12 protein-coding genes are annotated in these 14,632 nt (G+C 58.0%); 9 read left to right on the top strand and 3 right to left on the bottom strand.

Annotated features, from left to right (window positions below; genetic code table 11):
• Positions 1–16: 16 nt before the first annotated feature.
• From AC4FIA_RS09720 to AC4FIA_RS09745, 6 genes are all read left to right on the top strand, one after another.
• Entirely contained in the window at positions 17–1,549 is a 1,533-nt protein-coding gene (locus AC4FIA_RS09720) for an acyl-CoA carboxylase subunit beta (RefSeq protein WP_490365686.1), read from the top strand.
• 54 nt (positions 1,550–1,603) lie between these two features.
• Complete coding sequence (locus AC4FIA_RS09725) at positions 1,604–2,224, top strand: DUF6497 family protein (RefSeq protein ID WP_490365687.1); 621 nt, start codon at positions 1,604–1,606, stop codon at positions 2,222–2,224.
• Between the two features lie 211 nt (positions 2,225–2,435).
• Complete coding sequence (locus AC4FIA_RS09730) at positions 2,436–2,582, top strand: hypothetical protein (RefSeq protein WP_200813172.1); 147 nt, start codon at positions 2,436–2,438, stop codon at positions 2,580–2,582.
• 78 nt (positions 2,583–2,660) lie between these two features.
• Positions 2,661–3,020 (top strand): hypothetical protein, encoded by a 360-nt coding sequence (locus tag AC4FIA_RS09735; RefSeq protein WP_103909514.1) that lies wholly within the window; start codon positions 2,661–2,663, stop codon positions 3,018–3,020.
• Between the two features lie 340 nt (positions 3,021–3,360).
• A complete protein-coding gene (locus AC4FIA_RS09740) occupies positions 3,361–3,564 on the top strand; it encodes a hypothetical protein (RefSeq protein WP_103909515.1) in 204 nt (67 codons plus the stop codon).
• A gap of 132 nt (positions 3,565–3,696) precedes the next feature.
• Positions 3,697–5,697, top strand: coding sequence for an acetyl-CoA carboxylase biotin carboxylase subunit (locus tag AC4FIA_RS09745; RefSeq protein WP_490365688.1), 2,001 nt, complete (start codon positions 3,697–3,699; stop codon positions 5,695–5,697).
• A 102-nt stretch (positions 5,698–5,799) separates the two neighbouring features.
• Here the strand turns inward: AC4FIA_RS09745 and AC4FIA_RS09750 are convergent, their stop codons facing one another.
• The gene (locus AC4FIA_RS09750) at positions 5,800–6,246 is read right to left on the bottom strand and encodes a DUF4174 domain-containing protein (protein ID WP_287475276.1); all 447 of its coding nucleotides are present in this window, start codon (positions 6,244–6,246) and stop codon (positions 5,800–5,802) included.
• 179 nt (positions 6,247–6,425) lie between these two features.
• Between AC4FIA_RS09750 and scpA the strand changes: the two genes are divergently transcribed.
• Entirely contained in the window at positions 6,426–8,555 is a 2,130-nt protein-coding gene (scpA, locus tag AC4FIA_RS09755; RefSeq protein WP_103909518.1) for a methylmalonyl-CoA mutase, read from the top strand.
• 113 nt (positions 8,556–8,668) lie between these two features.
• Here the strand turns inward: scpA and AC4FIA_RS09760 are convergent, their stop codons facing one another.
• Positions 8,669–9,226, bottom strand: a complete 558-nt coding sequence (locus AC4FIA_RS09760; protein WP_287477138.1) for a lipid-binding SYLF domain-containing protein — start codon at positions 9,224–9,226, stop codon at positions 8,669–8,671.
• A 111-nt stretch (positions 9,227–9,337) separates the two neighbouring features.
• Entirely contained in the window at positions 9,338–10,336 is a 999-nt protein-coding gene (hemB, locus tag AC4FIA_RS09765; RefSeq protein WP_490365689.1) for a porphobilinogen synthase, read from the bottom strand.
• A 146-nt stretch (positions 10,337–10,482) separates the two neighbouring features.
• Here hemB and AC4FIA_RS09770 point away from each other — a divergent pair, with 146 nt between their 5' ends.
• Together AC4FIA_RS09770 and mfd are read left to right on the top strand one after the other, a co-directional pair.
• Positions 10,483–11,010 carry a component of SufBCD complex gene (locus AC4FIA_RS09770; RefSeq protein WP_103910282.1) on the top strand — a complete coding sequence of 176 codons (528 nt, stop codon included), beginning with the start codon at positions 10,483–10,485 and terminating at the stop codon, positions 11,008–11,010.
• A 32-nt stretch (positions 11,011–11,042) separates the two neighbouring features.
• Positions 11,043–14,534 carry a transcription-repair coupling factor gene (gene mfd / locus AC4FIA_RS09775; RefSeq protein ID WP_490365783.1) on the top strand — a complete coding sequence of 1,164 codons (3,492 nt, stop codon included), beginning with the start codon at positions 11,043–11,045 and terminating at the stop codon, positions 14,532–14,534.
• Positions 14,535–14,632: the final 98 nt, after the last annotated feature.

Here is a 14,632-nt window from a genome sequence, read left to right on the forward strand (position 1 = left end):
CGAAGGGAGCCGTCCGATGAAAGATATTCTGCAAGAGCTTGAGGATCGCCGCACCGAGGCCCGACTGGGTGGTGGTGAAAAGCGTATCGCCTCGCAACACGCCAAGGGCAAACTGACAGCGCGCGAACGCATCGAGCTGCTGCTGGACGAAGACAGCTTTGAAGAGTTCGACATGTTTGTCGCCCATCGCTGCACCGAATTCGGCATGCAGGAAAACCGCCCGAAAGGCGACGGTGTTGTGACCGGCTGGGGCACGATCAACGGCCGTATGGTTTATGTCTTCTCGCAGGACTTCACCGTGTTCGGCGGGTCGCTGTCGGAAACCCACGCGCAGAAGATTTGCAAAATCATGGATATGGCGATGCAAAACGGCGCGCCTGTGATCGGCATCAACGACTCGGGTGGTGCGCGTATTCAGGAAGGCGTTGCGTCGCTTGCGGGTTACGCGGAAGTGTTCCAGCGCAACATCATGGCGTCCGGTGTGATCCCGCAGATTTCCGTCATCATGGGCCCCTGTGCGGGTGGTGCGGTGTATAGCCCCGCGATGACAGACTTCATCTTTATGGTGAAGGATACGTCCTACATGTTCGTCACCGGTCCTGACGTTGTGAAGACCGTGACCAACGAGGTCGTCACCGCAGAAGAACTGGGTGGTGCGTCCACTCACACCAAGAAATCGTCTGTTGCCGATGGTGCGTTCGAAAACGATGTCGAGGCATTGGCCGAGGTTCGTCGTCTGGTCGACTTCCTGCCGCTGAACAACCGCGAAAAGCCGCCTGTTCGTCCTTTCTTTGATGAACCGGGCCGTGTGGAAGAGTCGCTGGATACACTGATCCCCGACAACCCCAACACGCCCTATGACATGAAAGAGCTGATCACCAAAATCGCGGACGAAGGCGACTTCTACGAGATTCAGGAAGATTACGCGAAAAACATCATCACCGGCTTTGTCCGTCTGGAAGGGCAGACCGTGGGTGTTGTTGCGAACCAGCCGATGGTTCTGGCGGGCTGTCTGGATATCGACTCCAGCCGCAAAGCCGCGCGGTTCGTGCGCTTCTGTGACTGCTTCGAAATCCCGATCCTGACGCTGGTTGATGTTCCGGGCTTCTTGCCGGGCACATCGCAGGAATACGGTGGTGTTATCAAACACGGCGCGAAGCTGCTGTTCGCTTACGGCGAAGCAACGGTCCCGAAAGTGACCGTGATTACGCGTAAGGCTTACGGTGGTGCATATGACGTTATGGCGTCCAAACACCTGCGTGGTGACTTTAACTACGCATGGCCCACAGCCGAGATTGCGGTGATGGGTGCGAAGGGTGCGACAGAGATTCTCTACCGCTCCGAATTGGGCGATCCCGAGAAAATCGCAGCACGCACGCAAGAATACGAAGACCGCTTTGCGAACCCCTTCGTGGCCGCCGAACGCGGCTTTATCGATGAGGTCATCCAGCCGCGGTCCACGCGTCGCCGTGTTAGCCGTGCCTTTGCATCCTTGCGTGGTAAGCAGCTTACCAACCCATGGAAAAAGCACGACAATATCCCGTTGTGATCCGTTGCGCGCGGCGTCTGTCGCGCGCTCCAATCTTGTTCTGAAGGAACCAGAATGTCGACTTGGCAGTGCAAATATGACGTGCGCGAACAGGCGCTGAATGCGGGGGATTTCCGGCATTCAGATAACCTGTTGCGTAATGTTTGCAATCTGCTAATGATTCCAGCACCGAGCGTGGCGATTGACCGCAACTCGGGCACAGAGTTAACGACAGCGGATAAGATCCGCAGTCACGCGGCCCCGGCGGGAGGAGCACCATCAGGTGGTCGGGGCTGCGACTTTCTCACAAACTTCATAGCCATTCCAAACGTTATCGCGCTGTTCGCTACCGCTGTCTTTGCGGCCTCTGCCTCTGCGCAGTCCATTATCCTGCCATCCGACCGGATAGCTGATTTGCAGGAAGTCCTGAAGGACATGGACCTGCTGCGCTACCGCTTTGTTGTGCCGGAACTGTCCAACACCACGGATGATCTGGCCGTTTCAACGGGCGATCTGGAATTCTTGTGTTCGGATTACGTGCTGCAGGACGTCGCAGGGCAGGGCCTGAGCGCTTCTCAGGTAGTGATCAGTATGGGTGACAGGCCAACTGAATTTGGTGTTGCCGATCCTGATGCCTTGCAGGTTTTCGAACTTTTCAGCATCTCTGATGGTCTCTGCATCTGGGAGGCATTTTAATGCGAACACAATATCTTGCGCGGCGTCGTTACTTTGAACCCGCTTTTGCGGCTTTCGAGTCACAAGTCACGGATTGCGCTGGCAAAACGTATCTTTGCGACACGTCTTCCTGTATTCCTAAGGACGGTTTCCTCCAGGGAGCCACCTCAAAAACGGGGCAGTCGGGACCCAAGGCCCGCGACGCCCATAAAAATGGATACAGGAGAAGAGCATGTCTAAGAGCATCAAATTCTTCGCGCTGTTCGGCTTTGTCGCGACCCTCGCGGCATGTGGCGGCAGCTCGACAGAAGAAGAGTTTGTCATCATTGATCCGGAGCCGATCAGCGTCGAGCCGGAATACACAGGCAAATTCAAATAAGTTTTCGTCGGGACGGCCCGCTGAGGCCGTCCTGACACCCTGCCGCGCGATGTCCTTTACTTTGGTGGAGGGCGGCACATGCTGAAACATCGCGGTTTCCCGGGGCGTCTTCCCGGTACAGATTTCCAATTCACCATTCGCCGTCCGAACCCCAAAGGGGTCACGCCGATCACACGTCGCGAACGCTTTGCCGATCGCCGCTCGCCTGATCGCAAGGCGGACTTGTGGTTCATGAACGCGTTGTGGCTGCATTTCGGGACCGAACCGTTCGAACGGGGCAATCTGGACGCGGGACGCCTGAGCTGGCTGTTCGGTCGCGAAGTTTTGCCGGTGGACGATCCGTTCGATCCGGAAAGCTATGAATCTTTGCTGGTCATCGACGAAAAGGCTGCGCGTCACGCGTTTCCCGAAGCGTTTGAACAGGATTTATGGGCATGATCCTGCTTAGGGCATCCGATAAGAGGCGGGATCAAGCCGATCCGCGTGCAAAAGCATTCAACCTCTTGGAAGGTGGGAATGTTTTTGTCAGCCTCTGGATGTCCCTTAACGGGTCATTGACGGCGCAGGCAGGCGATCTGCTGCGCGATTACCGTTACCCTTCCCCTAAAGGGCGGCTTGGCGCATCCCCGAGCCAGCCGCCCGTTTTTTCCTCTGAATTTATGCAGTTCGGGCAAAAATCTGCCGATCACGCAGGTGTGCGCACGAATTGTTGGAACCTTTTGGCTGTTTTCGCGCTATTCCATCAGCACAGGGCGAGAAATCAAAAGGAGCATTCCAAATGCGTAAACTCACACAAATCTCTGCTATCGTGGCGCTCTTCGGCCTTGCGGCTTGTGGCGACACGCTTGGCGAACAGGCACTCATCGGCGCGGCCGCGGGTGCAGGTACAGCTGCAGCGGTTGATGGCGACATCGCGACCGGCGCAATTGTTGGCGCAGGCGGCAACGTCGCTTATTGCCAATCCTATCCGGAACGCTGCTGATCTGAACAGCCGGTCCCTTCTGGGACCGATCACTATTGAAACGCCGTCAAAGCCGTCTGGCTTTGGCGGTTTTTTCATGCCTTGCCCCAGCGGGAGAGGACCCGCAGGAGCCATGACTGGAAAGGGACGGACATGTTCAACAAGATCCTGATCGCGAACCGCGGCGAAATCGCCTGCCGTGTGATCAAAACTGCGCGCAAGATGGGTATCCAGACGGTCGCGCTATATTCGGATGCTGACAAAGCCGCGCTTCACGTGCAGATGGCCGATGAAGCCGTACACATCGGCCCGCCGCCCGCAAACCAGTCTTACATCGTGATCGACAAGGTCATGGATGCCATCCGTCAGACCGGCGCACAGGCCGTTCACCCGGGCTATGGTTTCTTGTCGGAAAACCCCAAGTTCGCACAGGCGCTGGAAGCCGAAGGTGTGGCATTCGTAGGCCCGCCGGTCAAAGCGATTGAAGCAATGGGCGACAAGATCACGTCCAAGAAAATCGCGCAGGAAGCGGGCGTCAGCACCGTTCCCGGTTACATGGGTCTGATCGAAGACGCCGATGAAGCCGTCAAAATCTCGAACGAGATCGGCTATCCGGTGATGATCAAGGCCTCTGCCGGTGGCGGCGGTAAGGGCATGCGGATCGCGTGGAACGACGAAGAAGCGCGTGAAGGCTTCCAGTCGTCCAAAAACGAAGCAGCGTCGTCCTTCGGCGATGACCGTATCTTTATCGAGAAATTCGTCACACAGCCGCGCCACATCGAAATTCAGGTTCTGGCCGATGCCCATGGTAACTGCGTCTACCTGAACGAACGCGAATGTTCGATCCAGCGCCGCAACCAGAAGGTTGTCGAAGAAGCGCCGTCGCCGTTCCTTGACGAAGCCACACGTAAAGCGATGGGCGAACAGTCTGTCGCTCTGGCGCAGGCAGTGGGCTACACCAGCGCGGGTACAGTGGAATTCATCGTCGACGGTGACCGGAATTTCTACTTCCTTGAGATGAACACACGTCTGCAGGTGGAACACCCTGTGACCGAACTGATCACAGGCGTCGATCTGGTTGAACAGATGATCCGCGTCGCCAATGGCGAGCCGCTGTCGATCACTCAGGACGACGTGAAGATCAACGGCTGGGCGATTGAAAACCGTCTTTATGCCGAAGACCCGTACCGCAACTTCCTACCGTCCATCGGCCGTCTGACACGCTACCGTCCGCCGGCAGAAGGCGAACTGGGTGCTGGCATCGTGCGTAACGATACCGGCGTCTACGAGGGCGGCGAGATTTCGATGTACTACGACCCGATGATCGCCAAGCTGTGCACATGGGCCCCGACCCGTGCCGAAGCCATCGAAGTGATGCGCAACGCGCTGGACAGCTTTGAGGTCGAAGGCATTGGTCACAACCTGCCGTTCCTGTCTGCGGTTATGGACCACGAACGCTTTACCTCGGGCAATATGACCACGGCTTTCATCGCCGAGGAATATCCTGACGGGTTCGAAGGCGTTGAACTGGGCGATGCCGATCTGCGCCGGATCGCAGCGGCAACGGCAGCGATGAACCGTGTCGCGGAAATCCGTCGCGCCCGTATCTCGGGGCGTCTGGATAACCACGAACGCCACGTTGGTGAAAGCTGGAACGTTGCCCTGCAGGGTCAAAGCTATGACGTGACTATCGCTGCGGATCGTGACGGTTCGACCGTCCGTTTCGAAGATGGTGCAGAGCTGCGCGTATCTGGTGATTGGACGCCGGGTGATCAGTTGGCGACGATGGACGTTGATGGTGCGCCGCTGGTGCTGAAGGTTGGCAAAATCTCGGGCGGGTTCCGTATCCGGTCCCGCGGTGCTGATCTGAAAGTTCACGTGCGCACCCCGCGTCAGGCCGAACTTGCGCGCCTGATGCCGGAAAAACTGCCGCCGGACACCTCCAAGATGCTGCTCTGCCCGATGCCGGGTCTGATCGTCAAAGTCGACGTCGAAGTCGGCCAAGAGGTTCAGGAAGGTCAGGCGCTGTGCACCGTCGAGGCGATGAAGATGGAAAACATCCTGCGCGCCGAGCGTAAGGGTGTCGTGTCCAAGATCAACGCATCGGCTGGTGACAACCTTGCCGTCGACGAAGTGATCATGGAGTTCGAATAAGCCGATGATCCGGCAATCCCCGATAGCAGGGGGCGTGATGAACGCCCCCACGGCTCAGGCCACGTTCGGCATGAACGCGGGCCAGTCGGGGTTTGCCGTGGCTTATGGCAATGCGTTGCGCTGGTCGCGGATTTCCTGCTGGCGCAATGGCAGTTTGTCGATAGATCGTGTGATTTCGCGCACGTCCCAAGGGAACGGCTTGCGCAGCACCTTGGTGCCGTCTTTTGCGATCAGGACAAACATAAAACCGCGCGGGCGTAGTTCGGTGCGGATGGTTGATTGGGCCGCTGGATCGGTGTCGGTCAGAATGACCACATCGCGCTCTTCCAGAACATCCAGCCGTTCGGTCAACAGGTTGATCTGCTCCACATACCGTGGATCGGCGGGGCTGTCGGCAAAGACGACGATGGGCCGTTTCAGCCAGAGAAATTCAGACAATTCATGGTTGCCCGCTTCTAGAATGGGCACACCTGCGGCTCCGTCAGCGGCGTGCGCTGCGGGACCAGACAACATCAACGCCGCAAGGGCAGAGGCAAGTATCCGTCTCATGCCTATCAATATAGGCGCGACTGCGTTGAAAACGAATAGCTTCGCCCCCTCGGGCCGAGAAAAAATTCAATGCCGGACAGGCCAGGCCCGTGCCGCGCATTCCCATTCGCCATGCCACCCCGCTTTGGTCGCGCGATTTGCGCATTCGGGGACGGCTTGCACTACGGAAGGACACTGACATGACAGCCAACAAAGACGACTGGAAGGCGCTGGCCGAAAAGGAACTGCGTGGCCGGCCCCTTGATGACCTGACATGGAACACGCTGGAAGGCATTCCGGTTCAGCCACTATACACCGAAGACGATGTGAAGGACCTGCCGCATATGGGCAGCCTTCCGGGCATCGGCCCGTTCACGCGCGGTGTTAAAGCGACAATGTATGCAGGTCGTCCGTGGACGATCCGCCAGTACGCAGGTTTCTCGACAGCCGAGGAATCCAACGCCTTCTATCGTCGCAACCTTGCTGCCGGTCAGCAGGGTGTGTCGGTTGCCTTCGATCTTGCCACGCACCGTGGTTACGACAGTGACCACCCACGCGTTGTGGGCGACGTTGGTAAGGCCGGTGTGGCCATCGACAGCATTGAAGACATGAAAATCCTGTTCGACGGCATCCCGCTGGACAAGGTTTCGGTCTCGATGACGATGAACGGCGCGGTTATTCCGATCCTTGCGAACTTTATCGTAGCAGGGGAAGAGCAGGGGCATGACCGCTCGGTTCTGTCCGGCACGATCCAGAACGACATTCTGAAGGAATTCATGGTGCGCAACACCTATGTCTATCCGCCGGAACCGTCGATGCGGATCATCGCGGATATCATCGAATACACCTCGAACGAGATGCCCAAGTTCAACTCGATCTCGATTTCGGGCTACCACATGCAAGAGGCTGGCGCGAACCTTGTTCAGGAACTGGCTTACACGCTGGCGGACGGTAAGGAATACGTCAGCACGGCGATGGCCCGTGGCATGGACGTGGACAAATTCGCAGGCCGCCTGTCGTTCTTCTTTGCCATCGGCAAGAACTTCTTCATGGAAATCGCCAAGCTGCGTGCCGCGCGGATGCTGTGGCACCGCATCATGACCGATCTGGGTGCCAAGAGCGAGCGTTCCAAAATGCTTCGGACCCACTGCCAGACATCCGGCGTGTCCTTGGCAGAACAGGATCCCTACAACAACGTGATCCGGACGGCTTACGAGGCAATGAGCGCGGTTCTGGGCGGCACGCAGTCGCTGCACACCAACGCGCTGGACGAAGCCATTGCTTTGCCCACAGACTTCAGTGCGCGCATTGCACGAAACACGCAGCTGGTTCTTCAGGAAGAAACCGGCGTGACCAAGGTCGTCGATCCGCTGGCTGGTTCCTACTACGTCGAAAAGCTGACCCACGATCTGGCCGAAGCCGCGTGGAAATTGATCGAAGAAGTCGACGAAATGGGCGGCATGACCAAAGCCGTGGCTTCCGGCATGCCTAAACTGCGTATCGAAGAGGCAGCGGCGACCCGTCAGGCGCTAATCGACCGTGGCGAAGACGTGATCGTCGGCGTGAACAAGTATCGTCTTGAGAAAGAAGACGACCTCGACATCCTTGATATCGATAACGACAAGGTGCGCGAAGCTCAGGTTGCGCGTCTGAACAACATCCGCGCGACCCGCGATGCGGCGGCTTGCGAAGCGGCACTGGCCGAACTGGAACGTCGTTCCGCCGAAGGTGGCAACCTTCTGGAAGCGGCAGTTGAGGCAGCACGCGCCCGTGCCTCGGTAGGAGAGATTTCGATGGCTATGGAAAAAGTATTCGGACGTCACCGCGCCGAGGTGAAGACATTGGCTGGCGTCTATGGCGCGGCCTATGAAGGCGACGAAGGCTTTGCCGCGATCCAGCGGTCAGTCGAAGAGTTCGCTGAACAAGAAGGCCGCCGCCCGCGTATGCTGGTGGTCAAGATGGGGCAGGACGGTCATGATCGTGGTGCCAAGGTCATCGCAACAGCCTTTGCCGACATCGGCTTTGACGTTGATGTAGGCCCGCTGTTCCAGACACCGGAAGAGGCCGCGCAGGACGCCGTCGACAATGACGTGCACGTCATCGGTATCTCCAGTCAGGCGGCTGGCCACAAAACGCTGGCACCGCAGCTGGTTCAGGCCCTGAAAGAGGCCGGCGCCGAGGATATTCTGGTCATCTGTGGCGGTGTTATCCCGCAGCAGGACTATGACTTCCTGAAAAAGGCAGGCGTGAAAGCGATCTTTGGTCCGGGCACCAACATCCCCGAGGCTGCTCAGGATATCCTGAAACTGATCCGCGAAGCGCGCAGCTGATCTTTTCGACAAGGTTAGAAAAGGGCCGGAGTTTTCCGGCCCTTTTTTGTTGTGCGCACATGAAAAAAGGGGCCGAGAAAACTCGACCCCCTTTCAAATTCTGCCGTGATGGCTTAGGGAATGATCCGCGTGTACTTGGTGCCGTCCAATGTAGCGCCAAGGCGCAGACCGGATTGACCAAAGATCACCGCGATGATCGGTGCGGTCGAAGTCGTGGTCTCGGCTGCCAGCGTCTCGCCACCCGACGGGATCGCATATTCGACGTTCGCGCCAGCCGCCCAACCGGGCGAGCGGCGGAAGTTCAGCAGTGCTTCGTCCGTCATAAAGAACAGAACGTGCGCGTATTGCTGTGCGCCGATTTGTAGACCGCCCGATGCTTTCGCGACCGAATAGTAGTCGACTGTCACGTCGTTGATGCGCAGTGCGCCACGTCCGTACGCGCCACCCAGACCAAGGCCTGCTTCGGTCACCAGCGGCATGACCAGCATACCGGTGGATTTCGCACGCAGCGTGTTTGTGCCGGGGTATTGCGAATACATCTGGTTCAGTGTCGCATCAACGCGCGCATCAATGCGTGCGCCGCCATTGCTGCCGACACCGTTTGCGCATGCCGCTGTCAGGCTGGTTGCGCCAAGCGCGAGGGCAAAGCCCCGTCGTGAAAAATTGTTCATATTACCGCTCTCGATGGTTGCCTGTTCCGGCTTGTGCGCCGAATTATGCCGAAATTCTATCCCTTGTTGCGCAGAATGTCACGCATTCTGAATATGGTACGCGAGTTATCGCTATTTATTCAGCAAACGGGACGCTTCTGGCGCGAAATAGGTCAGGATCCCGTCGCAGCCTGCGCGTTTGAAGCACATCAGGCTTTCCATCATGACCTTTTCGCCATCGACCCAGCCGTTCTGGCCTGCGCCCGCAATCATCGCGTATTCGCCGGACACCTGATAGGCATAGGTCGGCGCGCCGAACGTGTCTTTCACGCGGCGGCAAATATCCAAGTAGGGCATGCCCGGCTTGACCATGACCATATCGGCACCTTCCGCCAGATCACGTGCGATCAGGCGCAGCGCTTCATCGCTGTTGGCGGGATCCATCTGGTAGGTTTTCTTGTCGCCTTTCAGCGCACCGGATGCGCCCACAGCATCGCGGAACGGACCGTAGAAAGACGATGCGTATTTTGCCGAATAGCTGAGCAGAAGTACGTTCTGATGCCCCTCAGCCTCAAGAGCCGAACGCATTGCGCCGATACGGCCGTCCATCATATCCGACGGGCCGATAATGTCTGCCCCTGCGTCCGCCTGCGACAGGGCCTGTTTGACCAATGCCTCGACCGTGCGGTCGTTCACGATCACGCCGTCTTCGACAAATCCGTCGTGGCCATCGATGTTATAGGGATCAAGTGCGACATCCGTCATGACCAGCATCTCGGGCACCGCATCCTTGATGGCGCGGGTGGCGGTGTTCGACAGGTTGTCGGGGTTCCATGCCTCAGCGCAGTCTTTGGTTTTCTTGGATGGATCTGTGTAGGGGAACAGGCAAATCGCCGGAATGCCAAGGCTATGTGCTTCTTTTGCGGCTTTGACGATGTTGTCGACAGACAAGCGGTTCACGCCGGGCATCGAGGGGATCGGCTCGGATACGCCCTCACCGTCGCGCACAAACACGGGCCAGATGAAATCGGCCGGTGTCAGCGTGTTTTCCCGTACCAGATCGCGCATGGCTTGGGATTTGCGCGCGCGGCGAAAGCGTGTGGCTGGAAAGGGGGCTTGTACAGGCTGCATGTGGATGTCCGCTTACTGTGTTCCGGTTTCCACTTGGATGCACTGGAAGCCACAGTATTGTCCAGTCTTCGCCGTTTCGAACAGCCTGTCTGGGCAATCCTGAAAAGGGGCGCTAGACATGGCTCACGTTTAGAATGGAGTGCCGCGTGGATTGGCATCAAACAGTTTACGAACTGATCGATTTCAGATCTTTCTCCAACCTCTGGTTCTGGATCGGGCTTGCGGTTTTGTGGTCTACAGCAAGCCATTGGGTGATTGGCGTTCCGTTCGACATGGTGGCACGCGCAGCGCGACAGGGTGGTCAAGCGGAGCAGGATTTTGAAAGCCTTGTCCGGATCAACTGTAACCGCATTCTGTTCATCACCGAAGAAGCCGGACTGATCATGGCGGCGATCGGGTCCTTCCTGCTGAGCACTTTGGCCGTGCTGGCCTTTGTTTTTGACATCGAACTGGCGCAGGCGATTTTCCTGATGGCGGCACCTATGACCTTGGTTTGGGGGCTCAGCATCAGGACAGCCCGTAAGATCACCGGAAACCAGCTATCAGACGAACCGCTGCGCAAGGCGATGACGCGTCACCGCCTGATTGTGCAGGCCATCGGCATGGTGTCGATCTTTGTGACAGCGCTCTGGGGTATGTTCCAGAACCTGAGTGCAGGCGTTTTCGGCGGTTGACGCCGCCTGAGGCGCGGTCCATGTCAGCCAGTATGGCACAGAACACACCAATTCTTATGGGCGGCGCACCAGAGGGCTTTGATGCTCGTCTGGTGTTGAAAGAGGTCGAACGCGCAGGTGGCCCCGTCATCCACGTGGCACGCGACGCCAAGCGCCTGTCGCACATGCAAGAAGCTTTGGCCTTTTTCGCGCCCGACATGCCGGTTGTGACCTTCCCGGGGTGGGACTGCCTTCCGTTTGATCGTGTATCTCCGAACCCGGATATCTCTGCGGCGCGTATGGCGACGCTGGCAGGATTGGTGCACGGGATGCCATCCCAATTTGTTCTGCTGACAACGCTGAACGCGGCGACGCAGCGCTTGCCAGCGCGGTCAGTTTTGCGGGAAGCGGCCTTCACCGCCCGCGTCGGGGACCGCGTAGACGAAGGCGCCTTGCGGAATTTTCTGGTGCGTATGGGCTTTGTACAGGCGCCAACGGTCATGGAGCCGGGCGACTATGCCATCCGTGGCGGCATCATCGATATCTTCCCACCGGGTGAGGGCGGTCCTGTCCGTCTGGACCTGTTTGGCGACATTCTGGACGGCGCACGCCGGTTCGATCCCGTAAGTCAGCGCACCACGGACAAGCTTGATCTGATCGAACTTGCGCCGGTGTCCGAAGTGATCCTTGATGAAAAGGCCATCACGCGCTTTCGCCAGAACTACCGGATCGAATTCGGCTCTGGCGGTGCGGCAGATCCGTTGTACGAGGCCGTCAGCGCGGGCCGCAAATACCAAGGGCTTGAACACTGGTTGCCGTTTTTCCACGAACATCTGGAAACCCTGTTCGATTACCTGCCTGACGCCACAGTTGTGCTGGATGAACAGACGACACCGGCCCGCATTGCGCGCTGGGACTCGATCATGGATCAGTACGAGACCCGCAAAGAAGCGATGGGCGCGAAGAACCGAATGGATACGGTCTATAAACCCTGTCCGCCGGATCAACTCTATCTGAATGAAGCGGCTTGGGACGAGGCCGTAAGTGATCGCCGGACCGTTCAGCTAAGTCCGCTGCCACAAGCGTCCGGTCCCGGTGCAGTGGATGCTGGTGGTCGCGTGGGTCGTAACTTTGCCTTTGAGCGCCAGCAGGAAAGTATAAGTCTTTTCGGCGCATTGGCATCACATGTTAAAGCAAGGCTTGAGCGTGGCCCGGTCGTCATCGCATCCTATTCCGAGGGCGCGCGCGAACGACTGACCGGTCTGATCGAAGATGAAGGGCTGGCCGAAGCCATTCCGATTTCCGATGGCACGCGCATCGGCAAACGGGGCCTGCATCTGGCTGTCTGGGCGTTGGAACACGGCTTTGAAGGCCCGTGGAATGACGACCAGTCAATCACGGTCATTTCCGAACAGGATGTGCTGGGCGACCGGCTTATCCGCCAGCCCAAGAAACGCCGTAAGGCTGAAAACTTCCTGACCGAAGTTCAGTCCCTGTCCCCCGGTGATCTGGTAGTTCATGTCGATCATGGCATCGGCCGCTATCAGGGGATGGAGGTCATCACCGCTGCGGGTGCGGCGCGCGAATGCCTTCTGCTGGAATACGCCGAAGACGCGCGCCTCTATCTGCCGGTCGAAAACATCGAACTGCTGTCCAAATATGGCCATGACGAAGGTCTGCTGGACCGGTTGGGTGGTGGCGCATGGCAGGCCAAAAAAGCCCGCCTGAAAGAGCGCATCCGCGAAATGGCGGACAAGCTGATCCGCATCGCGGCGGAGCGCGCTCTCCGCAAGGGCGCAATTCTCGAACCGCCACCAGGCGCATGGGATGCGTTCTCGGCCCGTTTTCCCTATCAGGAAACAGACGACCAGCTGCGTGCCATTGAAGACGTGATGGCCGATATGCAATCCGGCCAGCCCATGGACCGCCTTGTCTGTGGCGATGTGGGCTTTGGTAAAACCGAGGTCGCGCTGCGCGCCGCGTTTGTTGCGGCCATGTCAGGCGTGCAAGTGGCCGTCATCGCGCCAACCACGCTACTTGCCCGTCAGCACTTCAAAGGCTTCGCAGAACGCTTCCGCGGCTTCCCTCTTGAGGTGCGCGGTCTGTCCCGCTTTATCAGCAGCAAAGAGGCCAGCGAAACACGCGACGGTCTGGCAAAAGGCACTGTCGACATCGTCATCGGCACCCACGCCCTTTTGGCAAAGAACATCAAGTTCAAGAACCTCGGCCTGCTGATCATCGACGAAGAGCAGCACTTTGGCGTCGCGCACAAAGAGCGCCTGAAATCCCTGCGTTCTGATGTGCACGTTCTGACCCTGACAGCGACCCCCATTCCGCGCACATTGCAATTGTCGCTGACGGGCGTCCGCGATCTGTCGATCATCGGCACGCCGCCTGTCGACCGCCTCGCCATCCGCACCTATGTCAGCGAATTCGACGCGGTCACAATCCGCGAAGCCTTGCTGCGCGAACACTACCGCGGTGGGCAAAGCTTCTATGTCGTCCCGCGCATCTCTGATCTGCCCGAGATCGAAGAATTCCTGAAGGAACAGCTGCCTGAACTGACGTATGTCGTGGCGCATGGCCAAATGGCGGCGGGCGAGCTGGATGACCGTATGAATGCCTTCTACGACGGCAAATACGATATTCTTCTGGCGACTACGATCGTTGAAAGTGGTCTGGATATCCCGACTGCCAACACCATGGTCGTGCATCGCGCCGACATGTTCGGCCTTGCGCAACTCTATCAGATCAGGGGCCGGGTCGGGCGCTCCAAAACGCGCGCCTATGCCTACCTAACCACCAAGCCGCGCGCAAAACTGACCCCCGGCGCCGAAAAACGCCTTCGCGTGCTTGGCTCTCTCGACACACTTGGCGCGGGCTTTACGCTGGCCAGCCAGGACCTCGACATCCGTGGCGCAGGGAACCTTCTGGGCGAAGAACAGTCCGGCCAAATGCGCGATGTGGGCTATGAACTCTATCAATCCATGCTGGAAGAGGCGATCGCCAAGATCAAGTCAGGTGAACTCGAAGGTCTGTCGGAAACCGATGACCAATGGGCTCCGCAAATCAACCTTGGTGTCCCAGTTCTGATCCCCGAGGATTACGTGCCTGACCTCGACGTGCGCCTTGGCCTTTATCGCCGTCTGTCGTCGCTTTCCACAAAGGTTGAACTCGAAGGTTTTGCCGCCGAACTCATCGACCGCTTCGGCAAACTCCCGCGTGAAGTCAACACGCTGATGCTGGTGGTCCGGATCAAAGCAATGTGTAAACGCGCAGGTATCGCCAAACTCGACGGTGGGCCAAAAGGCGCGACGATCCAGTTCCACAACGATAAATTCGCCTCGCCCCAAGGGCTTGTCGACTTCATCAAGGATCAAAACGGTCTGGCGAAAGTCAAAGACAACAAGATCGTCATCCGCCGCGACTGGAAGTCCGATAAGGACAAAATCCAGGGCGCCTTTGCCATCGCCCGCGATCTTGCCGAAAAAGTCCGCGACGAAAAGAAACGTGCCAAAGCCAAGCAGAAACAAGCGGGCAACTGACCCAACTTGGATCACTTGTTTCATCTGTCCTGAAATACTCTGCGAACCCATGCATGGGGCGGCTCCTGGCAAACTCATGTTACGTTTGATGCTTTTTC

The sequence above is a fragment of the Thalassococcus sp. genome (assembly GCF_982780845.1).

Bases quoted from the DNA above. Each gene is read 5' to 3' on its own strand.
- AC4FIA_RS09720 (WP_490365686.1), top strand. From the start codon at position 17: ATGAAAGATATTCTGCAAGAGCTTGAGGATCGCCGCACCGAGGCCCGA.
- AC4FIA_RS09725 (WP_490365687.1), top strand. From the start codon at position 1,604: ATGTCGACTTGGCAGTGCAAATATGACGTGCGCGAACAGGCGCTGAAT.
- AC4FIA_RS09730 (WP_200813172.1), top strand. From the start codon at position 2,436: ATGTCTAAGAGCATCAAATTCTTCGCGCTGTTCGGCTTTGTCGCGACC.
- AC4FIA_RS09735 (WP_103909514.1), top strand. From the start codon at position 2,661: ATGCTGAAACATCGCGGTTTCCCGGGGCGTCTTCCCGGTACAGATTTC.
- AC4FIA_RS09740 (WP_103909515.1), top strand. From the start codon at position 3,361: ATGCGTAAACTCACACAAATCTCTGCTATCGTGGCGCTCTTCGGCCTT.
- AC4FIA_RS09745 (WP_490365688.1), top strand. From the start codon at position 3,697: ATGTTCAACAAGATCCTGATCGCGAACCGCGGCGAAATCGCCTGCCGT.
- AC4FIA_RS09750 (WP_287475276.1), bottom strand. From the start codon at position 6,246: ATGAGACGGATACTTGCCTCTGCCCTTGCGGCGTTGATGTTGTCTGGT.
- scpA (WP_103909518.1), top strand. From the start codon at position 6,426: ATGACAGCCAACAAAGACGACTGGAAGGCGCTGGCCGAAAAGGAACTG.
- AC4FIA_RS09760 (WP_287477138.1), bottom strand. From the start codon at position 9,226: ATGAACAATTTTTCACGACGGGGCTTTGCCCTCGCGCTTGGCGCAACC.
- hemB (WP_490365689.1), bottom strand. From the start codon at position 10,336: ATGCAGCCTGTACAAGCCCCCTTTCCAGCCACACGCTTTCGCCGCGCG.
- mfd (WP_490365783.1), top strand. From the start codon at position 11,043: ATGGCACAGAACACACCAATTCTTATGGGCGGCGCACCAGAGGGCTTT.